Here is a 25,848-nt window from a genome sequence, read left to right as displayed (position 1 = left end):
GTCATCGACTCTACAGAAAAGTTCCTCTAAGCTGAGCATAGGTGGGGGTGGCTAAACTCTGTGGTAGTGTTCAGCCTACTGCCCCCGCCTTTCCTTATCCAGAACTCACGTTATGATGGAACGAAACTGCTAGAGCAGCTTCAAACCTTGCATCAAACCTGGAGACATCGATCGCAACTCGAAATTCAAGCAGTCGGCTGTTTGTGGACATGCAGTCATCCCTGCGCGGTTGCCTTTTCTGCTACGAATAAGCTCACCTATTTGTTTACTGATGTTCCTCCATCTGAAGCAGAAGCGCTACTCAAATTTGGTGAACTTTATCTAGCGAGTGAAAATGGAACGATCGCCTGGAAACTGTTTCCTGAAGTGCTGCAATCGACCACGATCGCCAAAATTCCCCCGGTTCCTTCAAAGGAAACCGTTATTAGCTGAAAAATCGATCGACCAAACAGACAAACCCTGGTAGCAGCGGCGAAATGATTTCAGCAATCGTCCAGCAGACTCGATCGATTGTGGGCTGATCCGTACTGGCGTTCCCTCGTCAAGCAATATCTTTATCTTAGGCTGACGGCGCTACGATCATTCAATTCAATTAGCACTCGTTCCTACTGATTGTTCAATGCAGGTGGCGGGATGCAAACGAGCAGCTTGGAACGCAGCGATCGCGGCATTTCGGCAAGCTGAAGATCGCCGTCTTTTCTATCAATATAAAGCTTACAAAGGCGTAGCAAATCGATCGCACCTTGATCAGACAAAACATCAACGTAATGAAAGGTGTATTTGTGCGGACAGACAAGCGAAACCGAGCAAGGACGATCGCAAGTTCCCAAACAGTCAACGGCTTCGATATTGAGATCAGGGCAAGCTGAATTATCTTGTTGGGCTGCGAGCAGCTTGAGAAATAATTGATTACCCTCAGTGCAATCAGCAGGTACTTCTCCTTCATGGCTGAGATCAACGCAAGATGTGCAGACAAACAAAGTGTGAATGGTCATGAGGATGGCTCACCTAAAAAGTATTTGAATAAATCGTCAACCACTAAATTTGCTGCGATCGGGCCATAGCCCATCCAGGTACTTGAAGAAACCTCGTAAACTTGCTTTTGCTGCACGACCTTGAGTTGCGACCAGAGTGAATCGCTTTGCAACCGCTTCAAAACGCTTTGGGCAGTGCGAATCATGGGTGCATTGTATCCAAAAGACCACACAAACATAACATCGCCATCCAGGACATCAAGCATTTCAGGATTCACATCGATGTAAAGAGCTTGTGGGGATGTAACATCTTGTACTGGAGGACGCTGCAACCCTGTCTCGGCCACAATTGAACCTGGAAATGATGTCTTTAAATAGAAGGATAATCCTAAAGGAAAAACACGAACAAGTGAAACTTTAATTTGGTTAAGACGATCGCCCATTCTTGCTTGAAACTCTGCCAGTCGCGCATGGTAGCTGGCTAATATTTGGTTCGCTTCCCTTGTTTTACCTAATGCCTCAGCATACTTGAGAAAAACTGATTTCCATTCTGCTTCAGTTTGATTCATTACAACAACCATTGGTATCGTTTTCGAGAGCAAATCATAGGTGGGCGACACATAATTCCAGAATGCTAACTGTAAAATTAAATCGGGCTTGAGTTTCAAGATCGCTTCTAGATCAACGCCCGTCTCCGAAAAACCAATCGGCTCGATCGCGGCCAAATCTGCTTTAGAAAAGGCTGCCTCATAGAAGGATTCAATTGTGCCTTCTGCTCCGACCGGTTTAACTCCAAGCGCAAGGACTGCATCAAGACCACCCAACACAACAACTCGCTTTGGATGCAAGGGTACACAAGCTTCCCCCAAATCATGTTGAACAATTCGGCACTCAGACTGAGTTGGGCTTGCCAAAGAGAAAACCGCGTTAGTTGACAGCCTGTAGCTAACTGGAATTAGTGCCAGAAGCAGTGCAAGAATAAAGAAAAGTAGAAGCCGATATTTGCTCATTAGAAAAAATTGAACAAAAAGTGCGATCGATAGGCTTAAAAAGCGATCGCTTAATCAAAAAGTGACTGAAACCGTTCCCCGAATTGTGAAAGGTTCCTCACGTCGAGAATACCTGGAATATTCAGCGTCAAATAAATTATCGACATTTAACTGCACTCGCCAGTTATCGCGTCGATAATACAGCAAAGCAGCCGTGCGCCAGCTACTTGAATTGGTTTCAGTGCTTCCCACATCGACTAAACTTTCATCGGCATAAAATACGCCTGCTCCCAGCCCTAACCCTTCTAGCGTTCCTTCCTGAAGCTCGTACACTGCCCATAGACTACCGCTATGCTCTGGAACTCCGGGAAGCTGACTGCCTTCAAAGCCGGATGGATCTTCGGTAATTTCTGCATCAATATAGGCATAGGTGGCAATGAGATTGAGTCCTGAAAGCGGTTCTCCGCGCAGATCAAACTCGATGCCGCGACTGCGCGATTCGCCAATTTGAATGTCGAAGTTATCGTCAATCGGATCGGGGACGAAATCATTTGCCCTGGTGATTTGATAGGCGGACAAAGTGGCTGCCAACCGACCATCTAGAAACTCTGCTTTTGCGCCAATTTCAAACTGTTCGCCGCTAATTGGAACAAACTGATTTCCCTGGCGATCGATCCCAAATTGAGGACTGAAAGACTGAGCGTAGTTGGCATATAGCGAAAGCGGCTCGATCGGCTGATAGACAATGCCAACGCGAGGACTGAAGTTCGTTACTTCCTGTTCTGCTTCGCTAAAGTTAAAGCCGGAATCTTGTATCCAGTCCAACCGTCCGCCCAGCAGAATCTTGATCTGATCGCCAATTGCCGCCAGGTTTTGAGCATAAATTCCAACCGAATTGCTGCTTCCGGGCGGACTGATTTCACCATCGGTCGGTTCAAAGTCATCCAGGGAAAAATTGCCGTAATCAGGATCGTATAAGTCGATCGCAGATAATTCTCTATCAATAAAGTAGGAATCAGTGACTCGTCTGGTGTACTCCACCCCCACCAATAAATCTTGCTCGACAATGCCTGTTGTAATCTCCCCTAATACTTCTGCTCGTGCTGTGTAGACTTCATCTGATCCCCGAAATCTTGATGCAAATCGAGATACCGTGCGGTTGTCCGCTTCTAGCTCATTCAAGCCAATAAAATATTCGTCAAAATCAGCAAAATCGGCTCTAAACTGATGGCGGATTAACCAATCATCGCTGAGTTCATGTTCCAGACGATAACCGATCGAAACAGCTTCATTGGTGGCGCTGGGAAAATCAGGTTCTCCTAGAAACCGAGAAATTGAAAGTTCTCCCAGCGGCAAAGGGACATCAAGCAAGCCGGGATCTTGTCTGCCAGAAATTGTTTGGTAAGCTCCCTCTAGTGTGAAAGCGGTGCGATCGCCAAGTTGGAAGCGGAGAACAGGAAAAATGGCGAATCGTTCGTTTTGAACAAAATCGACAGGTGAACCTGCATTTTGATACGCCACATTCAAGCGATACAAAATTGTTCGATCGTCGTTGAGTGGTCCTGTAAAGTCGAGCGTACTCCGATAAAAATCAAAATTGCCGAGTCTCGCCTCCACCTCGTAGGCGGGTTCTGTTTGAGGCTGTTCTGTCACCACGCTGACAATTCCGCCCGGTTCGCCCTGTCCATACAGCACCGAAGCCGGACCTCTCAGCACTTCCACCCGCTCGACGTTGCTCACATCAAACGGAGAAAATCGCGCCTGACGATCGCCATTCACAAACACCCCTGGAATGCCTCGCTCATTTGCACCCAGTCCCCGAATACTGTCTCCGTTTGCAGTGACGCCGCCGACATTTCGCAGCACATCCCCCAGGTCGATCGCCCCCTGATCTTCGATCACCTGACGCGGCACAACCTGGATCGATTGAGGCACGTCCCGCAGCGCGGCATCCGTTCGCGTTCCGGCACTGGCATTCGGTACGGCATAGCCTTCTTCCTGTTCACCCGTCACGACAATTTCAATTGCATCCTCTTCCGCCCGTTCTGCCGCGCTGCCAACCGCCACATCTAGCCTTAGCCCTGCTTCTGCTGAAATGATTTGGGCAATCGGCGGTGCATCAATTCCCGTGATTGCAATTCGTAATCGTCCGGGCAGATTGATCACTTCGACAAGGGCGATTCCCTCGATCGGTTCAGCCTGCTCAAACGCTTCTCTCGTCAAAGTGGCGTTGGGAATTTCGACAATCAGCGCGTTGCCGATCGTGGAAGTGCTGGCGGGGGCAAGTGTTCCTTCGGCATCCAGCGCGATCGACAGACCCGCCTCGGTGATCTCCATCCGCACATCCGTTACTGAAACGGTTGCCTGCGCGATTTGCGCCCTCCACTCGTCGATCGTGGTGGCAGGCGGCTCAGACTGAACGACCTCCGGCACTTCTGCCACAGCGGGAGTGGTCAGCAAAATCGACAGCACACCCGTAACCCAAATCAACCGACACCGTTGCTCAACCATCACGTCACACACCACTCAGAAAATTTCAGCAAAAGCTAATTGAAAATCTTTTGCAGAAGCAGTTTATCGAGAAGTCTGGTGGAGGTGAAGTAGAATTTGACCACTGGGCGGAATTTGTTGAACGCTAGGCGGAATTTTTGCGATCGAGGTATTCTTTGGGATTCATACCAAACTTTTTCTTAAAAGCGGTGGCGAAATAGCTGCGGTTGGCAAATCCTACTTGGCGAGCAACTTCAGACACATTCAAGCGGCGTTCTGCTAGCAGTTGACGCGCTTGTTCTAAGCGGCGATCGTGCAAAAATCCAAAGGCAGTTGTGCCAAAAACCTGACGAAATCCGCGCTTGAGTGTGCAATCATTTAAACCAACTTGTCTGGCTAATTCTAAAAGCGAAGGCGGATTGTTTAACTGTTTGAGCAAAATTTCGCTGGCGTGATGAATGCGATCGATATCATCCGGCTTCAAGGCAAAATCGATCGATTTCTCCGGTTCAGCAGTCTGTTCAATCAACAGCGCTAGCAGTTCCCAAACTTTACTTTCTAGATAAATTCGCTTCGTCACGGACTGGTAAGGACACTGCAAAATCTGCTGAATCGCCGTTTGCATCGCGATCGTCGTCTGCCCACAGCCCACATAATATTCCTGATTCGATCGAAACAAATGCTTCACCTGTGGCGTATCGATTGCACCCCAAAACTGTTGAAATAAAGCTGGATCGATGTGAACATTCAACGTCAAGATCGGTTCTACATCCGAAATTTCGAGTGTTTCTGAAGGTGCAATTCCGCTACCGCACAAGCTGTATTTTCCTGAGCAAATGATGTGATCGTTAGATTGTTGCGATCCGCTGAGAGCGAATAAATATTCCAGCGGGTGCGATCGCTCTGGTAACTTAATAATTCGATTGCTACAAGGTTGGTAGTGACTAATTTCCAATTCTAAGCCGTCTCGCAACTCGATCGAGCGAGAATAGCCTTGTCCAACATCAGCGGAAAAACGTTCAATTGTTTCGCGATCGTCGGTTCGATCGAGTTGTACCGCTTGATCAAACAAGGTTGGATCGTCTTGCGATGGAAGGCAGGTCATAGGCTAGAAATCTTTCTGCACTATTGAGAATCCTTCCTAGCATTATTCCATGTCCTCAAGCTTTTTCGATTTTTTGCAAGCGATCGAGCCGCAGTTGATGAGTGGGCGTGAACAAAACGCGAAAGGCAAGCAGGATGGTAGCGATCGTTGCCAGTGCAGTTCCAGCGGCGATCGTGAAAATGATCACAATTTGATAGCGCACCGCATCAGTGGGAAGTGCGCCTGCAAGAATTTGTCCGGTCATCATCCCCGGTAAACTGACCACGCCCATCACCATCATTTGATTGATCGTCGGTGTCATTCCGGTTCTGAGCGCTTCGCGAATCGATTCTTGTGCTGCTTCGCGACGGGTTGCCCCCAGTGCCAGCAGCGATTCGATCGCCTCGCGCCGCCGAGTCAAATCTTCGGTGAAGCGATCGAGCGCCAGTCCCGTTCCGGTCAAGGCATTGCCCAACACCATGCCCAACATCGGAATGATGTACTGCGGACTGTACCAGGGCTGCACCTGAATGATGCCTTGCACCGTCAAGCCAATCACGAAAGCAGACGATACAAAAATTGAGACGAAACCGTTCCAAAAGATGCCGCTGTAGCGCCGTTTGGTGCGATCGATCGCCGCCTGTCCTGCAATCAGCGTCATAACCAGCGCGACGAACAGCACCAAGATGGGCTGCTGAAGCGTGAAAATCCACTCCAAAATGTAGCCAACCAGCAATAGCTGCGTGGTCATTCGCAAAGCGGCGATCGCTAGCTGTCGAGTTAGACCTAACTGAAGGGCGATCGACAGGCCGATGTTGATCAAAATCAAGGCGGCGGCGAGGGCAAGCTGTCCGTAGCCAATTGAGATGTAGTTGCTGTCCATTGCGGTAGGTGGAGTTGGCGATCGCTGATGCGTTCAATCTGAGCGGGATTGTGGCTTGTCCACAAATAGGCGCGATCGGGGTGGCCATTGTGCCACAGGTGGACGAGGGCTTCAAACTGCTCGATCGCTTCAATATCTAATGAAGCAGTGGGTTCATCAAACAGCAACACTCGCGGCGCAAGCTGAAGCGCTCTTAAGAAAGCGACAATTTGCGCTTCTCCGCCTGAAAGGGTGGTACTTGGCCGCTCTAGAAATTTTGGAGTTCGCCCTAGAGCAGCTAAATAAGTGAGAATGCAGGCGCGATCGAACGTTTTGTCGCGATAAACCGCCAATTTGAAAACGGCTTGGAGATTATCTTCAACCGTCCCTTCTTGCAAGGCGGGACGCTGATGAAGATAGATCACTTGCGATCGATACTGTGGCATTGACCACTCGAAAAGCGATTTTCCAGAAAAGGAAATTAAGCCTGTTTGAACCGTATCAAGTCCAGCGATCGATCTGAGCAATAAACTTTTTCCGGTTCCCGATGCGCCAACGATGGCAACGCGATCGCCTGCTGTCAGCGAGAAGTTTATCGACTGCCAAATCCACCGTTCTTGAATCTTTCGCCCCAAATTCTCCACAATAAGCAGCGGTTCAGATGAAAGAGTTTTGAGTGATGACATCGATCGCAAGCAGTGGCAAAGGTCACTGGTATTTTAATTGAAAGCGATTTCAACGATTGCGCTTTATATTGTCCTCAATGCTCGAAAACAAATTCAGATTTTGATGCGATTTCGGGAAGACGATCGATTCCAATCTCTATTTGAGGAGGCAGAGCGTTAATTTAGTTGCTTCAACTATCAGATTTATCCAGCCACGATCGCATAAATTCTTCAGCGGCGACTGGGTTGATTTTTTCTAAAGCATCTCGAATTTCGAGCATCGTATCGCTGCCTGGATCAGTGCGTCCGCTCACCCAGTTGTGAATGCTCGATCGCCGCGTTCCCATTGCTCTCGCTAAATCACTCTGGCTGATTCCGTATTCGGCTAAAACGCGCTTAAGAACTTCTCCTGATTTCGACATCGAACAGAATGTCAAGAATTTTTAACCCGCAATTACCCCAAACTGCTCAACTGATGTATGCTGATCTTGTTCCCGAATGGGGACAAGCAGTAAACAAAGCAGTCAAAAGCCAGAGCGTTGCAGCGTCCAACTTCTCCGCTCTGGCTTGTGGCTCCAACTTGCAATGGAGATAAAAAGATTATGACCTATGCTGAGCATTTTGGTTACTGGATCGTCGTGCGGTATGTGCCCAACGTCGATCGCATCGTGCTAGGCCGCTACCGCAAACGCGCCGAAGCCGAAGGCCATCTTGCCCTTGTGAAAATGTTTTCACCCAGCGGCAGCTTTGCGATCGCCTACGATGCTCCTGCCCCAAAGCCACACCAATAGCGATCGATCCCCCTAAGTCCCCCTTCTCAAGGGGGACTTTGAGGGGTGGTTTGGCTCCCTCCTTGAAAAGGAGGGTTGGGGAGGATCAAACGTCTGGAAACACGTAAGGGCAAGTGATTTCTACCTTCTATTTTTTGAGCGTTCAGGTTAATCTGGGCGCAGTAATTGCAGGAAAATCAAGAACCCGATGGCAATGATGTCACTCTCCGCTCTAGCCGCAACCGCACTTGTCGCGATCGCTTGGACAGCACCCGCGAAGGCAATGAATCCCACTCCGGCAGCACCCGCAAGGTCGATCGATGAGACAGCGATCGCGCAGGTTCCTTCGGCCAGTCCCAATCAGCCTTCGCTGTCTGTTGTCGGTCAAGGACAAGCGGACGGCGTGGCAGATACGGCTGAGGTGCAGCTAACCTTCGTCAATTACAGCTACACAGCGTTACTTGAGCGTTTTTCGATCGCACAACTTGGTGCAGTGGGAAATTCCGATTCATCCACCAACGAAGGATTGACCTCATATCTAAATGAGCTAGAGCCAATCACCCAGGCGTCACTTCAGCCAATCGTTGCTCGACTCGTTGCGGCTGGCGCTCCGGCCAGTGCGATCGAGGTGAACATTGACGAGTCTGCATCAACGGGTGCGCCGCCATTTCCAGAAATTAGTAGCGCTCAAATCTCCGTGCGCTTAAACCGACCTTCGCTCGCTCAGATTGAGGCAATCCGAACAGCGGCAGCAAGCGCCATCGAAGGAAATGACAAGCTTTTTCTTGAAAATAACTTAGTGACCTACACAAGTGCGGATTGCAGAGCGCTAGAGCAAGCAGCGTATGCAGCGGCGATCGCGGATGCTCGCCAGCGGGCAGAGCGAGTTGCCGCCGCCGCCAATGTCACGATCGAGGGCGTTCCTTCGATCGCTATCAATAATTTTGATCCCTTGTCCTACGATCTAGAAAATTCTTGTGATGCTCAACCCAGTGATTCTTCGGGCGAAGCAGGTGCTGTAACGGTTCAACTACAGCGCAGCCTGACAGTGACCTATCCGATTCGGTAGATGAAGCTTGCTGCGTCGAAGTCTTGATAGCCCCCTAAATCCCCCATTGATGGGAGATTTAGGGGGCTTTCTCGTCCACAACCACAACCAGCATCGATCTCAGGAAGAAGCTTAGACGTTGAGGGCAAGCGACTCTTACCTTGGCTGTGGCAGAATTTTAATAACAAAAATGAAGGTTCGATCGCCGCATGACTGCCACCATTCCCAGCCTGCCCAGCCAGTATGACCCGACCGTTGCCGAAGCGAAATGGCAACAGCTTTGGGAAGATCGTCACGTCTTCAAAGCTGACCCCAGTGCGGGCGGCGAACCGTTTTGCGTCGTGATTCCGCCGCCGAACGTGACGGGCAGTTTGCACATGGGACACGCCTTCGAGAACGCCCTGATCGATACCCTGGTGCGCTATCAGCGGATGCTGGGCAAAAATACGCTGTGGCTACCGGGAACCGACCACGCCAGCATTGCCGTTCAGACGATTCTGGAGAAGCAGTTTAAGGCGGAAGGTAAGAGTCGCGATGATGTCGGGCGCGAAGCTTTCTTGGAGCGGGCGTGGCAGTGGAAAGAAGAATCGGGCGGCACGATCGTCGGTCAGCTTCGCCGCCTCGGTGTCTCGGTGGACTGGTCGCGGGAGCGCTTCACGATGGATGAAGGCTTGTCTCGCGCTGTGTTGACGGCATTTCAGCAGCTTTACGACGAAGGCTTAATTTATCGCGGCAACTACTTGGTGAACTGGTGTCCGGCCACGCAATCGGCTGTGTCGGATTTGGAAGTGGAGAACCAAGAGGTGAACGGGCATCTGTGGCACTTCCGCTATCCGCTCACGGATGGATCGGGCGCGGTTGAGGTGGCGACGACTCGGCCTGAGACGATGCTGGGCGATACTGCTGTGGCCGTGAATCCGAATGACGATCGCTACAAGCATCTAATCGGCAAAACCGTCACCCTCCCGATCTTGAATCGCGAAATTCCCGTGATCGCAGATGAATATGTCGATTCCGGCTTCGGAACTGGAGTTGTGAAAGTCACGCCCGCCCACGATCCGAACGATTTTGAGATGGGCAAGCGGCACGATCTCGAATTCATCAACATCATGAACAAAGATGGTTCGATGAACGAGAATGCCGGAATTTTTGAAGGACTCGATCGCTTTGAAGCCCGCAAAGAAGTCGTCAAATTCCTGCAAGAAGAAGGCGCACTGGTCAAAATTGAAGACTACAAGCACACGGTTCCGTATAGCGATCGCGGCAAAGTCCCGGTCGAACCGCTCTTGTCAACCCAGTGGTTTGTGAAAATTCGCCCGATGGCCGATCGCGCCCTCGAATTTCTCGACCAGCAAAATGATCCGGTCTTCGTGCCCGATCGCTGGACGAAAGTGTATCGCGACTGGCTCGTTAGCCTGAAAGACTGGTGCATTTCCAGACAGCTTTGGTGGGGACATCAGATTCCCGCTTGGTATGCGGTCAGCGAAACGGACGGCGAAATCAAGGACAATACGCCGTTTGTCGTGGCGATGAATGCGGAGGAGGCGCGGGAGAAAGCGATCGCCCAGTTCGGCGAAGCCGTCCAGCTTCAGCAAGACCCTGACGTTCTCGACACCTGGTTTTCCTCTGGCTTATGGCCGTTCTCAACAATGGGCTGGCCGGAGCAAACTTCAGATCTGGCGTTCTACTATCCCACGACAACGCTCGTCACCGGATTCGACATCATCTTTTTCTGGGTCGCCCGGATGACGATGATGGCCGGACATTTTACGGGAAAAATGCCGTTTGAAACCGTGTACATTCACGGGCTGGTGCGCGACGAGAACAATAAAAAGATGTCGAAGTCGGCCAACAACGGCATCGATCCGCTGATTTTGATCGCCAAGTACGGCACAGATTCGCTGCGCTACACCTTGATTCGCGAGGTGGCCGGAGCCGGACAGGATATCCGACTGGCATACAACCGCAAAACTGACGAATCCGAATCGGTCGAAGCATCGCGCAACTTCACCAATAAGCTGTGGAATGCGTCGCGCTTTGTGATGATGAATCTGGACGGGCAAACGCCGGATCAGTTGGGCAAGCCGATCGCAAATCTGGAACTGGCCGATCGCTGGATTCTCTCCCGCTTCAACCAAACCGTTCAGCAGACGCGGGAACTGCTCGATCGCTACGCAATGGGCGAAGCCGCCAAAGCGCTGTATGAATTCATCTGGGGCGATTTTTGCGACTGGTATATCGAACTGGTCAAGCCCCGCCTCCAGTCTGATTTGCCGTCGCGCAAGGTCGCTCAGCAAACGCTGGCCTTTGTCCTAGACGGGATTTTGCGCCTGCTGCATCCGTTCATGCCGCACATCACCGAGGAAGTTTGGCACACGCTGACGCAATCGGGAGACGATCGATTCCTCGCCGTCCAAGCCTTCCCCACTGTGGAGGGGGGGGCGATCGATCCCGACCTTGAGCAGCAGTTTGAACTTCTGTTCGGCGCAATCCGCACGATTCGCAATCTGCGAGCCGAAGCGGACATCAAACCGGGCGTGAAGATTCAAACCGTCCTGCAAACCGAAAGCGATCGCGAACAGCAAATTCTCACAGCCGGACAAGCCTACATTGAAGATTTGGCGAAAGTCGAGAAATTGACGATCGCCCAGCCCGAACCGCTCTACCCGCAGCCAATCCCGAAACTCGACACCAGCAAACTGTTCAAATCCGGTCGAACGCTGGTCTATTTTGCGCTGGCGCTGATTTTGAGCAATCTGATCATCGATCTCGTCCGCGAAATCAACACGATCATTCTCGCAAAACCGTTCTTTACTCTAGTTGGCTTCGGCTACTCGCTCTGGTTTGCCCGCCGCTATCTGCTGTTTGCGGTCGATCGCGCTGAACTGAGTCAGAAAGTGGATGAGATTAAAGAAAAAGTGCTAGGCGCGATCGAATCCTCCACTGGGGAACCTGTAGCATTGCCCGCCGCAGAAGAACCGAAAACCGCCTTACCCGCCGCCACTCAACCGCAAATGGTCGCTGGCGTCGTCGGCACAGTGCAAGTCTTGATCCCGCTCGAAGGCGTGGTCGATGTGGAAGCCTTGACAACAAAACTTCAGCGCGACTTAAGCAAAGTTGAGGCTGAAGCGAATTCGTTGCGCGATCGACTCAGCAACTCGAAATTTGTCGATAAAGCTCCGCCCAATGTGGTTCAAGGTGCGCGAGATGCGTTAGCTGAAGCGGAGAAGCAGGCAGAGATTTTGCGCGATCGATTGGGGCGATTGGGATAGGTGAAGGAGGGGGCGATCGGGCTGAGCCAAATCAAAACCGAAAACATACGCTAGGATATAGCGAAGTTAGAAATGTTACGTTTATCTGTTTGAACACGGGGCGCTTCTAACTTCTATTCCTAGAGATGTTTTGTGTAGGTTTTATATGGGCTATGAATCTCTCTTTCGCCGCTATAAAAACCAAGATAGAAGAACTGTGTTTGCTCACTTTCCTTGGAAGGGAGATCAAGGTGAGACATGGGAAACACCATTCACTAGATTGGTAGAGTTAGCTAAACCAGAAGACTGGAATTTTTCCAACATTGAGTTCACTCGTGTTAATGAAAGTTACCCAATCCTTACAAACTACTTAAACTATACTTTTCTTCGTTTGCAAGAGGAGGAAAAAGTTGTCTTTTCTGATGATGGAGATAGAGCTTGCTTCAATACAGGCTTACAAACTACAACAGAGAAAGATATTTTTGCTACCTTTTTCCGCAACAAAAGAGCTGAAGAGTTCAATTCTCCTACTTGGACGCTATACGGATTCTTTGACTCCTACTCGCAAAAGCTGAAAGACTTCTTCCCCATTCCGGAAGTTGCAACCTATATTACAGATCCCGGTGAATTAGTGTTTGATTTTGGGTATGAAATAGATATTAACTACGATCATATTCTTGAAGAAAATCAACATAGGCTACCAGAGATCTTGCAGCAGAATAGAAAAGTAGCCATTTCGTCAATCCAAGGTGCAGTTTATCTTTTAAAGGAAAGGATAAAGAGAAATTACAAATTAGCTATTCCTCATTGGTATGAGAACAAAATTCAACTGCTCTTGCCCCTCAATATTACAAGTGAAGAACACGCGGATTTAGCATTGGTTGCTGATAAGGATAAAGATAGGAAATTATATAGGATTAGGACTGTTTTAACGATGGATATGGCTTATATTGATGCCCGATTGATTTGTCGCCCTGATAGATACTGGTTAGATCCGTAACTAAATTGTCTAGCAGGTAGTTCAGATTAAACCGCTGTGGAGGTTGTCTTTGCTGATGTGTCGTCTGTTGTAGGCTGGGTATTGACACGGCGATCGCTCCCTAATTTTCAAAACTTCGTTCAGAAACCGCCTTCGTTGAAGTGGAGCAATCGCTTTTCATTTCAGGGCGATCGCTTCATCGATTGGATTTGTTGAAGTGGGGCGATCGCTTCATCAGTTGGGGGCGATCGGGTTAGCTGAAGTGGGGCGATTGTTCCTAAATATATCGCACTTGATTTTGCATCTCGTCCGAAGTAACTTGATTAAGAATAATGAGCAGTCGTTGTGCAATCTCTTGAGGAGAACGACGAACAGCAAAGATCACGCCGTAGTGCATTTGTTCCGAATCAAAGTAGCTTTGTACAAGCTCCTCAAAGTCAGTTCTATTGTGAGTAACCAAAGTTCTTGCTTGACTTACAGCATAAGCAAGCTGTTCTGTATCCGCTGCGTGAAGCTGTCCTGCATCGCGTGCAGTAACGACATCAAACCCTCTTGCTCGAAGTAAGTCAGCTATCAAAATGTTAACATCTTCATCAAGATACAAGCGGATAAATAAACGATTCACAAATTTCTAACCAGTGGATCAATTAAGTCATCAGGAATGCGGTTTTGATCAATATACCGATTAATTTCCTCTTGATGGTCACTGTAATAAGTTAATGCTCCAAAAACTTGCCCTAATGTCAAATGAGGCATTCCTGCGGGAATTTCTTCAGGCGCAACACCCATCCGCCAAGTTTCAACGATTGCTCTGACAGGTGTACGGGTTCCTCGAATGATAGGTTCTCCATGTAGAATCTCATCATCTCGCACAACATACAAATATTCTGTCGATTGAACCATCTCTATCTCTCAAACTGGCTATCTCACATTCTACCGTCTAGATCAAGAATCTCCGTCATGCGAAAACGCAAGAAGATTGGTTTAGAAAATGCCTTCAGTATTGGCTTGATCGATCGAGTTCATTTCAGCAGAGCGATCGCTTTTCATTTCAGGGCGATCGCTTCATCAATTGGGGGCGATCGAGTCGATCGCCGTCTTTCTGGCCTGTATCCCACAGGATACACTTAATTTATGATTGAAGTTCGCCAGACTGAAACCTACTCCCAATGGTTCAATGCCCTGCGCGATACGCTTCGCTGCCTTCGGGCGCCAAGCCAAAGCCCGGATCGATATTCGCATTCGTCGTCTATCAGTGGGTAATCCTGGTGATGTCAAGCCTGTCGGCAAAGGGGTATCTGAATTGTGGATTGATTACGGTTCTGGTTATCGAGTGTATTTCATACAAAGAGCAAATACATTGATCATCTTGCTAGCTGGTGGAGACAAAACTACTCAGGAGCAGGACATCAAAACAGCTTTAGATTTAGCGAAGAGATTGTAGGAGGTCATGGTGGATAAACTTGAAACCTTTTCCTGGGACGCAGCAGAGCATTTAGAAACCAAAGAGGATATTGCGGCATATCTTGAAGCTGCCCTTGAAGAGGGCGATTCTGCTTTGATAGTAGCGGCACTTGGAGACATTGCTCGATCGAGAGGGATGACGCAAATTGCCCGTGAAACAGGACTAGGACGAGAAAGCCTTTATAAAGCTCTATCCACTGAGGGCAATCCAGAATTCGCAACAGTTCTTAAGGTATTGAAAGCACTTGGTTTACGTTTACAAGTTGTTGCCGCGTAGTCCATTTAAAAATACCTTGAGCATTGGAGAAAGGCTCGATCTTAATGAGCTAAGCGGCATTGATTTCTCAAGTTGATGGATGGCGCGATCGAACTTCACCTTAATTGCTTCAAAGCTTGATACAGCGTTCAAACTGCTCAAACTGCTGGCTGTAAACGGAATGGAAGACCGGATGAATGGCAGTTTCAGCTTGCGGCAAAGTCTCAAATACCGCCTTCAAGCTGGGGTAAGCGTTGCCACCAACCGTTGCCAGCAACGCCGCTCCATACGCTGCTCCTTCTTCCATTTGCGACGTGACCAGCATGATGTGCAAAACATCGGCAAGAATCTGAAGCCAAACGGCAGATTTTGCGCCGCCTGTTGCAACCAGCGTTTTCGGCGTGGAGAGGGGAGCCATTACCTGTTGAGAATTTGTCAACAAAATGATTTTTTAGGCTGCCCACGATTTCATCTGCCAAAGCAGTCAATTAAGTTGGAGCGAATCTGAATCAATTGAGATTCCTTTTTTCCCTGATTCGTACAGCCCAGTACAGTCTGAAGATGAAAAGCTCGATTAAGCTAGGAAAGGTGTCGAGGTTGCGGCATCTTGCTCTTTTTTGATTTCTAAGCTTATGGTCAGTTTGACGCCTAATCCCAGCTACAGCTTATCAATTCGGTTTCAGCTTCCGCATCAGGCCGGAAAGCTGGCATTGGTGACGCAGGCGATCGCCAGCGCAGGCGGCAACATCGGCCAGATTGACCTCGTGGAGCAAAACCGCAAGCTGATCACCAGAGAAATCAACGTGGATGCGTCCAGCACCGAACACGCGGAGCAGATTGTAGCTGCTGTTAGAGCGCTGAAAGATGAAGAAATCAACGTTTTAAGCGTCAGCGATCGAACTTTCAATCTGCACAAGGGCGGCAAAATTGGCGTGCAAAGCAAAATTCCCGTTCGCAATCAAAGCGATCTGGCAATGGCCTACACGCCCGGAGTTGGACGAGTTTGCATGGCGATCGCGGAAGATCCGTCGAAAGTGTATTCGCTGACGATCAAGAGCAATACTGTTGCGATCGTCACGGATGGCAGTGCGGTTTTGGGTTTGGGTAATTTGGGACCTGCGGGTGCGCTGCCCGTGATGGAAGGCAAGGCAATGCTGTTCCGCGAATTTGCCGGAATTGATGCATTTCCAATTTGTCTCGACACACAAGACACTGAGGAAATTGTGCGGACGGTGAAGAATATTGCGCCAGTGTTTGGCGGCGTCAATTTAGAAGACATCAGTGCGCCGCGCTGCTTTGAAATTGAAGCAAGACTTCAGCGCGAACTGGACATTCCCATTTTTCACGATGACCAGCACGGCACGGCGATCGTTTCCCTCGCCGCGCTCTACAACGCCCTGAAGCTGGTTCGCAAATCGCTCGAAGATGCGCGAATTGTCATTAACGGAGCCGGAGCCGCTGGGGTGGCGATCGCGCGTCTCCTGCAAAAAGCCGGAGCCAGCCACATTGCAATGTGCGATTCACGCGGAATTTTGAGCTTCGATCGCCCGGACTTGAACGACCAAAAGCGCGAATTTGCCATTTCACAAAGCGGCACGCTGGCGGATGCAATGGAGGGAGCCGATATCTTTTTGGGCGTCAGTGCGCCCGGAGTCGTGACACCGGAAATGGTGCGATCGATGGCAAAAGACCCGATCGTGATGGCGATGGCAAATCCAATTCCCGAAATTCAGCCGGAACTCGTGTCGGATCTCGTGGCAGTGATGGCAACCGGACGCAGCGACTATCCGAACCAAATCAACAATGTCCTTGCCTTTCCCGGCATTTTCCGAGGTGCGCTTGACTGTCACGCCTCCACGATGACGACCTCGATGTTTCTGGAAGCAGCGGCGGCGATCGCGTCTCTGGTCAAGCCTTCTGACCTCGATGCAGAGTTCATTGTCCCGTCGGTGTTTGACGATCGCGTGGCTCCGGCGGTGGCGGCGGCAGTGCAGCGAGCCGCCAGACAAGACGGCGTGGCCGGAAATTAGTCGCTCATTGTCCTAGCTCGATGCCCTATGCGTGGTGTCGGGACGGAGGGACGACGGTATCGATCGGCTTTCAAACCGCTTCCGCTTAGAATGAAGAAGTTAGCTTTGGGCAGGTTTGGCTGTCCGATCGTCCCGTCATAAAATCAAGCTTCATGGACATCAAAGCGTTTTTTGAGCAAAGTTCTGGCAAGTGGTTTTCGCAGCGCACCAGCCACCACCTCGCCTTTAAGCAATCGGAAAGTGGCAAATCGCAAATCCAAATTGAGATGCTTGCCAATGACGATCCGACCGTGATCGAACTGTGCCAGCAGCATAACGCCGATGCGTCGCGAGTCGCCTGCGGAGCGCGGGTGACGTGGGACGGCACGATGGAATGGGACGAAGAAAAGCACAGCGGTTCAACGGTTTTGGTGGCGATCGCGGATGCCGAAAACCCCAACGAAGGCTTGCTGCTGCGCGGAACCGGATATGCCGAAAAAGCGCCAGTCGCAGGTCGCTACGTCATGGGTGCAGACAATGCCCTGACGCTGATTACCGACTACGAATCGATGTATTCCGAAGAGCGACTGTGGTTCGCTAGCGAAAATCTACGTCTGCGTACCAGCATTTTGAAGCGGTTTGGCGGCTTTAGTATGGCCTCTTTTTGCTCGGAAATTCGCATGGGCGGCGCGAAACCTGCCGAATCAACCGATAAAGCGACATCGGCTAGCTAGCCGCCTCGCTGTCATCCAGCGGATGTTGAGCGACGGCTCGCAGCTTGGCATAAAAGTCGGGCGGCGTCGGATCGGGGACAAATCGATCGATCGGCGCGGCCATTCGCTCCACCACCGCTAGCAAGCGCGTTGAATTGAGCCGAGCTAGCTTACCGGAATCGATGTTGGGCGGATGGTAGGGCGCGATCGTATCGGTTGCGATCGCGCTTGCTTCTTCATGCAGTTGAGTCAGCTTACCGGAATCAATATCAGGTGGATGGTAGGGCGCGATTTCTGTGGCGATCGACTCCGGTTCTGGAGCAGTGTCAGGCAAAAGCTTTAGGGGTGGTTCGGCACGGACGGGCAGCAAAATTTCACTGCAAATCATCCGCTCAAAATCCGAATTGAAGTGCGGCAAGGGACGCTTGCGACGCTGCCAAACCGCAAGAATTTGCTCAACTGAAACGGCTTTGTAGCGACCTTGATACAGCGCTTCGATCGCCGCCGATCGCAACCATTCGACGGGATACATTTGCAGCCAGCGATCGATTAGCCGCTCCATAGTCCAACTGCCCAAGTCAAAATTATATTGACTCAGTAACAGTTGAGTTTCGATCGCAGCCGTTGCCAGTTCGCTCATGAAATTGTGATTGAGGCCGTTTGCCTTGCTGCTATTTTAATCGAGTGCGGCATTGATTCACGGTAAAAGCAATTGATCGGAAAAATCAAGCTGTTTTGTAATGTTTTGATTTCAATTGCTGTAAAGATTTGGCTTCCGGCTCAAGCGGCCTCTCGAAATTCGATCGAATTGGATGCGCTGCTTCATCCGCAATTCAAGATATTGCGCTTGCAGTTAATCATCGGACTGCTGCACACCATCTACCACCGTATTGCCTTCACCGGAAAAAGGCGGGCGATCGGTGCCAAAGTTGAACTCATTAATGCGTAATCCGATCGAGGCAATTTCGCGTTCGGGGTTGACGCGCAGCACGATCGAATAAGTGCGGCGGTTGTATTCCAAACTGTAATCGGTGTCAAAGCCGTCGCCGCGATCGAGGTTGATCGAGGCCTGCACGCCAAATAGAAATGGCCCGTAAATTTGCTGACGAATGCCAAAAGAAAGGACGCGCTCGTCCGCATCGCGATCGAACAGAAATGGCGATTCGCCTTGTCCAAAGCGCTGCGAATAGCTGATGTTGAAGGCGGTGTAGTCGAAAGCTGGACGTGAATAGTGTCCGAACTGCCCAAAAAGTCCCAAAGTGCCCGTCAACAGCGTTTGGGATTCACCGTTCGTGTAGAAGCTGCCGACCAGTCGGGCACTTGGCACCAAGGCAACAAACGGCACAACCGGATTGGGCGTATAGCGCAAGCCCTCAGTGGGCGTGGCCGGAAGTGGCTGACCTTGCCACAGCGTAATGAAGCGATTGGCTTCTAACACGCCCTGAAAGCGACCTAGGGTGATGCGGTTGTTGTCGCGAATCGGTTCTAGCAAATCGTCGCGATCGGTATCTGCCGTGACAAGCTGAGCGCCAAACTGATAGCGGTAGTTGATGCCCGTATCGCCCAGCGTAAACTGCGGCGAGGCGAAGACAAAGCCCAAGCTGCTGTAAACCGTTTGGTAGCCAAGCGAGCCGTTGAACAGGCGATCGCGGAAGCTATATTCCAGTGAGAGCGTGTTGCGGCCAATGAGCTGCCGCGCCCGCACACTGGCTCGGATGTTGTCGTTGCGATTGTCAAACGTGAGCGGACTGACGATCGCCAAATTCGCTTCTGCGGTCGTCGTTGGGCTGAGGCGAGCGTTCAGTTGAGCGACAAGGCCAAGATTGTCGAAGAAGCTGCTGCCGTCTCTTTGATCCGTGACGCGATCGTCGCCGCCAAAAATCGCCTGCTGCAAAAAGATCTGCGGTCGAATCTGAAGCTGCACAGCGGGCGTGGACAGCGGCTCGAAAATGCCTTCGATGAAGAAGCCGCCGCGATCGCGTTCATCAAAGCCAAAAACAATCGGAAAGGCTTCGCGCTGGCGTTCATCCAGAATAATCCGATCGCGCAGGAGGGGCAGCGAAAAGCCTTGATCGAAGACGATACGCGGATTGCGGGCGCGAATTTCGCTGCGCGTAGGCGAGAGACGAGTGAAGGTGACAGTGGGCGATCGCAATTCCAGTTCTGGCGGCGAAAACGGATCGTTCGTCAAGCGCACATTCGTCGCTTGCCAACCGTCAGCCGTAAATTCTAGCCGTTCTGCCTCAAAGCGAATTCGATTGATCGTGCCGCCTGCGGCAACATTGTTGCTCCCCAAGCCAAACGTCAGACCGCCGCCTGTGCCGAAAATTGGCTGACTGGCCGGATCGACAGGTGCATTCGGGTCGATTGGAGTCGGAGCAACTCCTTCACCACCAGCGGAAAAATCGCGTCCGGCACTGGGAATAAACACTTCACCACGAGCCGCCAGCACGGTTCCCTGCGTCTGCACAAAATTGTAGGTGAGGCGATCGCCCCGCAATACCTGGTCGCCGCGCTCTAGTCGCACACTGCCTTCGGCCACAGCAATTCGATTCAGCAGGTTGACCTGGACGCGATCGGCGTTTAATACTGCACCGCGAAATCGCATCTCGACATTGCCGATTCCCGTAAAGATTTCGCGGTTTGTGTCAAATTCCTGGTAGTCCGCATCCAGTTCAACAATGTTGCCCGTTCCAGACGGGTCGGTTTGCGGATCAGCAGCAGGCGGCGTTTCTGGAACTGGAGACGGCTGGGGTGGGGGCAATTCGGACGCGGCAGGTTCAGGAATAATTTCGAGCGTTTGACCTTGGGGATTTTCCTCGGTCGGATCGATTTGGATGGTCTCGATCGGCGGATTCTCAACCGATGGCTCTGGCGGCGCATCTTCTGTCGTTGGCTCTGGCGGTGTTTCCAGCTCAGGCGACGTTTCCAGTTCAAAGGAATCAGATTCCGTCGGCGGCTCGATCGCAGGCTCAGGGGTTTCTGGAGCTTCGACTGGCTCAGGCGGAGCGGGAATCGTGGGAAGCTGTGCTTGTCGAGTCGCAAACGTCAGCGAAACGGCTGGAGGTTCTGGAGTGGCGGATCGCTCGATCGCTCCACCCAGCGGTGCTGCTTCGATTGCAGGCGGTGCAGAAGTATTGTCAGGCTGGCGTTCTGGCTCAAACGAGCTTGGAGCCGCTGGTGCAGGTGCAGCAACGGTTTCAGAAGGAGCAACAACTTGGATGAGAAGAGGCGGAGGCGGCGGAACCGGATAGGGCATAGCTAAAGACAGTGGAAACAGACAGCCCGCAGGAGGGTTAGCCTTTTCGCGCGATCGAGCTACCTGTGGGGGTGGCGAGCTTCCGGCTCCGCCAAGGCCAAAGCAAGATTATTCCAAATCTTGGCGATTCGGGTTTCGAGCGGGGTCGTTGGACAAAAAGCCAAACACAAACAGGCCAACAAAAAAGGCAACCACAACGTAAACCACGATTTTAAGCGTCAGCATTGATAGACCTCTTGGGAATCAGTTTTATTATCATACTCGGAACCCTGACTCATTTCTCGCTACGATTCCCGCAAAGACTGGTGCGATCGCAAAGCTTGCGGAACGGTATTGCGCTAGCACTCCTAGTAAAGTATCACTCGAATGCGCTGCTGCACAGGACGGGCGCGGCAGCGTTGCAGTTCCCCAGATGGGTATCGGGGATCAAGGATTGAGATGTCAGTGAGGATTGCCGCTCAGCCAGCGCCAGAAGTTGGAAAGCTTGGTTTCGAGCCAGAGCATTCCAGCATCGAGCCATTCGAGCAGTTGCTCTAGCGGATGTTTGACATAGCCAACTAAGCGAGCTTCGGTTTCGATCCAGGTGGGTGCGGCAGTGGGTGCAGTTGATTCGGTTTCGATCGCAATTGCTCCAGCAGCTTGATCAAGGGAATTGCTTATGCGCTCCGCTGCCGATCGCGTCGTTGCCGTCGATCGATCGGTTGTCGTCAGTTTGCGATCGAACGCTTGCGGCGGCAGGGCGGCAACCTCTCGACCCAAAGCTGCGATCGGCGTTTGGCTAGTGGAATCTGCGGCAAGGCGTTTGCGCTTCCACCAAGATTTTTGCTGGGGTGGAGGGGGCGAGGTGGCTGTTAGGGTGGCGGCTTCGCTAATCACGATCGCCGGATTGCCGACTTCAAGGGTGGATTCTTCAGCAGCAGGGCGGAATCGTTCCCGCAACCATGCCCAAGGCGATCGCACCGCATTCCTAAAAAGGGATTGCCTAAAAAGGGATTGATTGATCGATTCCGTTCCGGGAGCGCTTTGCGATCGTGGCTGCGGTGTCGACGGCAAAATGGGAGCAGACGGTGCGGCGGCAAGTTGAGCCGCTTCACCAAATAAATTCGTTGCGATCGCAATCGGGCTTTGCTGCATCCACGTCATCAAGCGCTGAAAACTCCGAATCGGCGGCAGTAAGTGAGGAGAATCGGCAGGGAGCGGAAGCGATCGATCAAAACTGCGTAAGCGCAACAGCCGTCGATAGCTTGCAAGTTCCCAGACGATCCGCTGCTGAAGCTGGATTTGCTGTTCAGCCGTGAGGACATCCAGCAGTTGATTGTGAATGGTCGTCAGGACAAGGCGGCGATCGCTCAGCCGCGAAGCCAAGCCGCGCACCCGCACCGTTGTCGGTTCGATTCCATCTTCCAGACGTGGCGCAATTTCGCTCAAAGGTTCAACTGCTCTAGGCAAATCAACCACGACGATCGGCGTAGCAGCAGCAGGCACGAGTGCTTCGCAGACCTTCGGTAGCGATCCATCCGCAGCGGGAAGCAATGCTGTTAGGTTTGATAGTTCTAGTCCAGCCAGGGCAATCAGCGATCGCACGATCGGCGTATCAACCGGAGCATCGCGATCGATCTGTTCATCGATCGGTGGATTGGCCGGATCGGTGACAGGGGCAGCCTGTAGCTGCGGTAAAATTCGGGAAGCGGCTTGCTGGATCGATCGACTGGCGACGCGAGTACCTTGGTAGAGCGCGTAGATTGGGTACAGCAGAATTTGACTGCCCCAGGTTGCCGTTAGCTTTGCCTGTCGCCAAGTTTGCGCCAAGCGATCGCCCAAACGCATCGTTTGTCGTGAGAACGCCTGAAAAAATTGACTGCGGTAGCGACTAGAAGCCATGTGCGGCGCAAACGGAATTTCTGGTGTAGAGTTTCAGACGTTCCCGTTTTCACGGGGGCGAATCCTTTGATCTTAGACGATATATGCTCGACTCCGCGCCTGCCTCAGCTTCCTCCGCAGCCATCGACACCGCGATCGATCGCCTGCGTCATCTGAGCCAGCTTGATTTGCAAACTGCTTGGTACTGTAACGAGGCGATTGCCCCGCTCAACGATCGCGGCCATATCGCTTGGGATGCAGGAGCGATCGAACTGCGACAGACCATCGTGATTCCTGAACGGCTCAACGGATACGCGATCGCGGGAATGACGTTGCGGCTGGGTTTGCTGTGGTGGGCAGAAGCCGCTGAAATTTTGGTCAACGGTAATGTTGTGCAGGCGGGTGATTTGTTTGACTGCTCGACTCGAATTTTGCTGAGCGAATCGGCCAAACCAAGAGAAGCGATCGACATCACGCTGCGGCTGACTGCTCCGGCTCACGATCGCGGGGCATTGGTGAAGTCGTACTGCTGCTACGAATCAATCGATTTTCCTGAACCGAGCTTTATCGCGGATGAACTGATCAGCTTGCAGCATTTGCCCGATCGACACTTGGAACTGGAGCGGGCGATCGAGGCGATCGACTGGTCAGCTTTGCCGAATCGCGCTTTGTTTGATGCGTCACTTGCAAAGATGCGCGAACAGCTTCAGCCATTGAGCAGTGAGTTAAAAGCAAGACAAATTTATCTGTTGGGTCACGCGCATCTCGATCTTGCTTGGCTGTGGCCGATCGCGGAAACTTGGGATGTGGCCGAGCGCACGTTTCGATCGGTTTTGCAGCTTCAGCAGGAATTTCCCGATTTAATTTTCGGCCATTCGTCACCCGCTTTGTATGCCTGGATCGAGCAGCATCGCCCCGACCTGTTTGCCGAAATTCAAGCGCAAATTGCGTCAGGCTGCTGGGAAGTGATCGCAGGGCTGTGGGTCGAGCCGGAATTCAATACGGTTTGCGGCGAATCGATCGCCCGTCAGGTCATCTACGGTCAGCGCTATGTGCAGGAAAAATTTGGTCGGACGAGTGCGATCGCTTGGCTTCCCGACAGTTTCGGCTTCTGCTGGCAACTGCCACAGATTTTGCAGCAGGGCGCGATCGAATATTTCGTGACGCAAAAGCTGCGGTGGAACGACACAACTGAGTTTCCGCACGATCTGTTTTGGTGGGAAGGCCGAGACGGAACGCGCATCCTCAGCTACAGCTCTGTGCCGATCGGGGAAGGCATTGATCCGGCAAAAATGGCGAAATACGCCAGCGAATGGGAAGCCAAGACAGATCGATCGATCGCGCTGTGGCTTCCGGGCATTGGGGATCACGGTGGTGGGCCGACTCGCGACATGCTGACGGTGGCCGATCGCTGGGCAAATTCTCCATTCTTCCCCAAGCTGAAATTTGCCACAGCCGAAGCATTTCTCCAGCAAATTACGCAAAAGAGCGATGATCTTCCGATTTGGCAGCGCGATCTCTACCTGGAATTTCATCGCGGCTGCTACACGACTCATGCCGATCAAAAACTGGCAAATCGCCGATCGGAAATTTTGCTGTATCAGGCGGAACTTTGGAGCGCGGTAGCTTCGCTGACCAAAGGTAGCGAAGCTTTGACGAACAATTTCGATTATCCTGCCGAGGCGATCGAGTCAGCTTGGAAGCTGATTTTGTTTAACCAGTTTCACGATATCTTGCCCGGATCAGCGATCCCCGAAGTTTACGAGGAAACCGCTCCGACTTGGCAGCAGGCACAAACGCAAGCCGCAGCCATCCGCGATCAAGCACTGGCAGCGATCGCCGCCCAAATCGATTTACCTGAACCGCCACAGCCCGCAGCCCGTCCGCTCGTGATTTTCAATTCGCTCAACTGGACGCGATCGCAAGTCGTCTCTGTTGCGCTGCCAGCAGGCTGGAGTGCAGCGGACGTATATGACGATCGCGGGCGATCGATCCCTGTGCAAATCAGCGGAAATTCCGTGCTGTTCTACGCAACTGATCTGCCGAGCGTCGGCTATCGATTGTTCTGGCTGGCTGAAGCTGCGCTGGAACCGGAATCTGCTGTTGTGCCTGGATGGACGCTGGAAAACGATCGCCTGCGGGTACAGGTCAGTCCACTGACGGGCAATCTCAACAGCGTGTATGACAAGCAAAACGATCGCGAAATCCTTAGCGCTCCGGGCAATCAGCTTCAGGCGTTTCGCGACTGCGGCCAGTATTGGGACGCTTGGAACATTGATCCCCACTATGCCGATCATCCCTTGCCGCCCGCGAAAACTCTGTCTACCTTGTGGATCGATCGCGGTGCAATTCGGCAGCGCTTGCGCGTTCAGCGGCTTGTTGGCAGTTCGCGCTTGCAGCAAGATTATGTTCTCGATTGCGATTCAGAGGTTTTGAGAATTGAAACGGTTGCGGACTGGCAGGAAGAACATACGTTGCTCAAGGCTGCTTTTCCGCTGACCGTTGAATCCGACTTTGCAACCTGCGAAATTCCGTTTGGCGCGATCGATCGCCCGACTCGTCCGCAAACGCCCGCCGAAGCTGCTCAGTGGGAAATTCCTGCTCTCCAGTGGGCGGACTTGAGCCAAGCTGATTACGGCGTCAGTCTGCTCAACGACTGCAAATACGGCTACGATGTCCAGCCGAATCAACTGCGACTGACGCTGCTCCGCAGTTCTCGCTGGCCTGATCCCCACGCCGATCGCGGCCATCACGAATTCTGCTACGCCCTCTACCCGCATCGCGATCGCTGGTCGCAAGCGCACACCGTCCAGCGCGGCTATGAACTCAATCAGCCGCCGATCGTCCATTTCCCCAAAGCTGCTACCGCACCAACGCTTCCCCCGACTTGCGAATTCCTCAATCTGTCCGCTCCAAATTTGATTTGCTCTGCCTTTAAGCGATCGCACGTTAACCCGCAGCAGTGGATTTTGCGCTGCTATGAAGCCTGCGGTCAGAATGCTGCGATCGCGCTTTCCGGCTACCTGAAGCTGCAACTTTGCGATCGAACCAACCTGCTTGAAGAAGTGATTGAAATTGAAATAGAGGAGGTGAAAGCCTGGGCGATTGCCACCGTTGCTGTTGCTCTGGAAAACGATGCCACCTCTAAATCTGGCGTCTGACTGTAACTTTTTCC

The 25,848-nt window shown here is 51.7% G+C and carries 25 protein-coding genes; 11 read left to right on the top strand and 14 right to left on the bottom strand.

All coding sequences use genetic code 11. The features are described 5' to 3' along the window. Positions 1 to 60 precede the first annotated feature (60 nt). Positions 61 to 432, top strand: a complete 372-nt coding sequence (locus H6F67_RS16240) for a DUF1636 domain-containing protein (protein ID WP_190767666.1) — start codon at positions 61 to 63, stop codon at positions 430 to 432. A 173-nt stretch (positions 433 to 605) separates the two neighbouring features. Here H6F67_RS16240 and H6F67_RS16235 read toward each other — a convergent pair whose 3' ends face one another. The 7 genes from H6F67_RS16235 to H6F67_RS16205 form a co-directional block, all read right to left on the bottom strand. Further along, positions 606 to 995: a DUF1636 domain-containing protein gene (locus H6F67_RS16235; RefSeq protein WP_190767665.1), complete on the bottom strand. Its 390-nt coding sequence runs from the start codon at positions 993 to 995 to the stop codon at positions 606 to 608. Further along, complete coding sequence (locus tag H6F67_RS16230) at positions 992 to 1,984, bottom strand: iron-siderophore ABC transporter substrate-binding protein (protein WP_190767664.1); 993 nt, start codon at positions 1,982 to 1,984, stop codon at positions 992 to 994. Before H6F67_RS16230 ends, H6F67_RS16235 begins: the two co-directional genes overlap by 4 nt. Before the next feature lie 54 nt (positions 1,985 to 2,038). Beyond that, a complete protein-coding gene (locus H6F67_RS16225; RefSeq protein WP_190767663.1) occupies positions 2,039 to 4,474 on the bottom strand; it encodes a TonB-dependent siderophore receptor in 2,436 nt (811 codons plus the stop codon). A 124-nt stretch (positions 4,475 to 4,598) separates the two neighbouring features. Continuing rightward, a complete protein-coding gene (locus H6F67_RS16220; RefSeq protein ID WP_190767662.1) occupies positions 4,599 to 5,558 on the bottom strand; it encodes an AraC family transcriptional regulator in 960 nt (319 codons plus the stop codon). Between the two features lie 55 nt (positions 5,559 to 5,613). Further along, the gene (locus H6F67_RS16215; protein WP_190767661.1) at positions 5,614 to 6,420 is read right to left on the bottom strand and encodes an ABC transporter permease; all 807 of its coding nucleotides are present in this window, start codon (positions 6,418 to 6,420) and stop codon (positions 5,614 to 5,616) included. After that, the gene (locus H6F67_RS16210) at positions 6,363 to 7,085 is read right to left on the bottom strand and encodes an ATP-binding cassette domain-containing protein (RefSeq protein ID WP_190767660.1); all 723 of its coding nucleotides are present in this window, start codon (positions 7,083 to 7,085) and stop codon (positions 6,363 to 6,365) included. Before H6F67_RS16210 ends, H6F67_RS16215 begins: the two co-directional genes overlap by 58 nt. A 170-nt stretch (positions 7,086 to 7,255) precedes the next feature. Next, entirely contained in the window at positions 7,256 to 7,486 is a 231-nt protein-coding gene (locus H6F67_RS16205) for a helix-turn-helix transcriptional regulator (RefSeq protein WP_190767659.1), read from the bottom strand. A gap of 180 nt (positions 7,487 to 7,666) precedes the next feature. Here H6F67_RS16205 and H6F67_RS16200 point away from each other — a divergent pair, with 180 nt between their 5' ends. From H6F67_RS16200 to H6F67_RS16185, 4 genes are all read left to right on the top strand, one after another. Then, positions 7,667 to 7,855 (top strand): hypothetical protein, encoded by a 189-nt coding sequence (locus tag H6F67_RS16200; protein ID WP_190767658.1) that lies wholly within the window; start codon positions 7,667 to 7,669, stop codon positions 7,853 to 7,855. Between the two features lie 193 nt (positions 7,856 to 8,048). Beyond that, positions 8,049 to 8,903 (top strand): SIMPL domain-containing protein, encoded by an 855-nt coding sequence (locus tag H6F67_RS16195; protein ID WP_190767657.1) that lies wholly within the window; start codon positions 8,049 to 8,051, stop codon positions 8,901 to 8,903. Between the two features lie 188 nt (positions 8,904 to 9,091). Further along, the gene (locus tag H6F67_RS16190) at positions 9,092 to 12,154 is read left to right on the top strand and encodes a valine--tRNA ligase (protein ID WP_190767656.1); all 3,063 of its coding nucleotides are present in this window, start codon (positions 9,092 to 9,094) and stop codon (positions 12,152 to 12,154) included. A gap of 145 nt (positions 12,155 to 12,299) precedes the next feature. Further along, positions 12,300 to 13,133, top strand: coding sequence for a DUF3825 domain-containing protein (locus tag H6F67_RS16185; protein WP_190767655.1), 834 nt, complete (start codon positions 12,300 to 12,302; stop codon positions 13,131 to 13,133). 256 nt (positions 13,134 to 13,389) lie between these two features. Here H6F67_RS16185 and H6F67_RS16180 read toward each other — a convergent pair whose 3' ends face one another. Both H6F67_RS16180 and H6F67_RS16175 read right to left on the bottom strand, forming a co-directional pair. Beyond that, positions 13,390 to 13,737: a DUF5615 family PIN-like protein gene (locus tag H6F67_RS16180; protein ID WP_190767654.1), complete on the bottom strand. Its 348-nt coding sequence runs from the start codon at positions 13,735 to 13,737 to the stop codon at positions 13,390 to 13,392. Further along, a complete protein-coding gene (locus H6F67_RS16175; RefSeq protein ID WP_190767653.1) occupies positions 13,734 to 14,015 on the bottom strand; it encodes a DUF433 domain-containing protein in 282 nt (93 codons plus the stop codon). Before H6F67_RS16175 ends, H6F67_RS16180 begins: the two co-directional genes overlap by 4 nt. Positions 14,016 to 14,072: 57 nt before the next feature. Here H6F67_RS16175 and H6F67_RS16170 point away from each other — a divergent pair, with 57 nt between their 5' ends. The 3 genes from H6F67_RS16170 to H6F67_RS16160 are packed head-to-tail and all read left to right on the top strand — an operon-like array spanning position 14,073 to position 14,853. Then, positions 14,073 to 14,243 (top strand): hypothetical protein, encoded by a 171-nt coding sequence (locus tag H6F67_RS16170; RefSeq protein WP_190767652.1) that lies wholly within the window; start codon positions 14,073 to 14,075, stop codon positions 14,241 to 14,243. Between the two features lie 46 nt (positions 14,244 to 14,289). Next, a complete protein-coding gene (locus H6F67_RS16165; RefSeq protein ID WP_242020660.1) occupies positions 14,290 to 14,556 on the top strand; it encodes a type II toxin-antitoxin system RelE/ParE family toxin in 267 nt (88 codons plus the stop codon). Between the two features lie 6 nt (positions 14,557 to 14,562). After that, positions 14,563 to 14,853 carry an addiction module antidote protein gene (locus H6F67_RS16160; protein WP_199304454.1) on the top strand — a complete coding sequence of 97 codons (291 nt, stop codon included), beginning with the start codon at positions 14,563 to 14,565 and terminating at the stop codon, positions 14,851 to 14,853. A 109-nt stretch (positions 14,854 to 14,962) separates the two neighbouring features. Here H6F67_RS16160 and H6F67_RS16155 read toward each other — a convergent pair whose 3' ends face one another. Further along, on the bottom strand, positions 14,963 to 15,250 hold the full coding sequence (locus tag H6F67_RS16155) for an FGGY-family carbohydrate kinase (protein WP_190767651.1): 288 nt from the start codon (positions 15,248 to 15,250) through the stop codon (positions 14,963 to 14,965). A gap of 214 nt (positions 15,251 to 15,464) precedes the next feature. Between H6F67_RS16155 and H6F67_RS16150 the strand changes: the two genes are divergently transcribed. Further along, on the top strand, positions 15,465 to 16,862 hold the full coding sequence (locus H6F67_RS16150) for a malic enzyme-like NAD(P)-binding protein (RefSeq protein WP_190767650.1): 1,398 nt from the start codon (positions 15,465 to 15,467) through the stop codon (positions 16,860 to 16,862). Between the two features lie 152 nt (positions 16,863 to 17,014). Next, positions 17,015 to 17,575 carry a phycobiliprotein lyase gene (locus H6F67_RS16145; protein WP_190767649.1) on the top strand — a complete coding sequence of 187 codons (561 nt, stop codon included), beginning with the start codon at positions 17,015 to 17,017 and terminating at the stop codon, positions 17,573 to 17,575. Here H6F67_RS16145 and H6F67_RS16140 read toward each other — a convergent pair. The 4 genes from H6F67_RS16140 to H6F67_RS16125 form a co-directional block, all read right to left on the bottom strand. After that, positions 17,568 to 18,194 carry a hypothetical protein gene (locus tag H6F67_RS16140; protein WP_190767648.1) on the bottom strand — a complete coding sequence of 209 codons (627 nt, stop codon included), beginning with the start codon at positions 18,192 to 18,194 and terminating at the stop codon, positions 17,568 to 17,570. The genes H6F67_RS16145 and H6F67_RS16140 overlap by 8 nt on opposite strands. A gap of 213 nt (positions 18,195 to 18,407) precedes the next feature. Beyond that, on the bottom strand, positions 18,408 to 20,813 hold the full coding sequence (locus H6F67_RS16135; RefSeq protein WP_190767647.1) for a DUF3769 domain-containing protein: 2,406 nt from the start codon (positions 20,811 to 20,813) through the stop codon (positions 18,408 to 18,410). Between the two features lie 108 nt (positions 20,814 to 20,921). Then, complete coding sequence (locus H6F67_RS16130) at positions 20,922 to 21,038, bottom strand: photosystem II reaction center protein I (protein ID WP_190767646.1); 117 nt, start codon at positions 21,036 to 21,038, stop codon at positions 20,922 to 20,924. 216 nt (positions 21,039 to 21,254) lie between these two features. After that, the gene (locus H6F67_RS16125; protein ID WP_190767645.1) at positions 21,255 to 22,694 is read right to left on the bottom strand and encodes a hypothetical protein; all 1,440 of its coding nucleotides are present in this window, start codon (positions 22,692 to 22,694) and stop codon (positions 21,255 to 21,257) included. Between the two features lie 83 nt (positions 22,695 to 22,777). Between H6F67_RS16125 and H6F67_RS16120 the strand changes: the two genes are divergently transcribed. Then, a complete protein-coding gene (locus tag H6F67_RS16120; protein WP_190767644.1) occupies positions 22,778 to 25,834 on the top strand; it encodes an alpha-mannosidase in 3,057 nt (1,018 codons plus the stop codon). Positions 25,835 to 25,848 lie beyond the last annotated feature (14 nt).

Origin of the sequence: Microcoleus sp. FACHB-1515, from assembly GCF_014696105.1 — a bacterium.
Classification (GTDB): domain Bacteria; phylum Cyanobacteriota; class Cyanobacteriia; order Elainellales; family Elainellaceae; genus JAAUTJ01.
The sequence above is the reverse complement of the archived record's forward strand: the minus strand, read 5'-3'. Positions and strand labels throughout refer to the sequence as shown.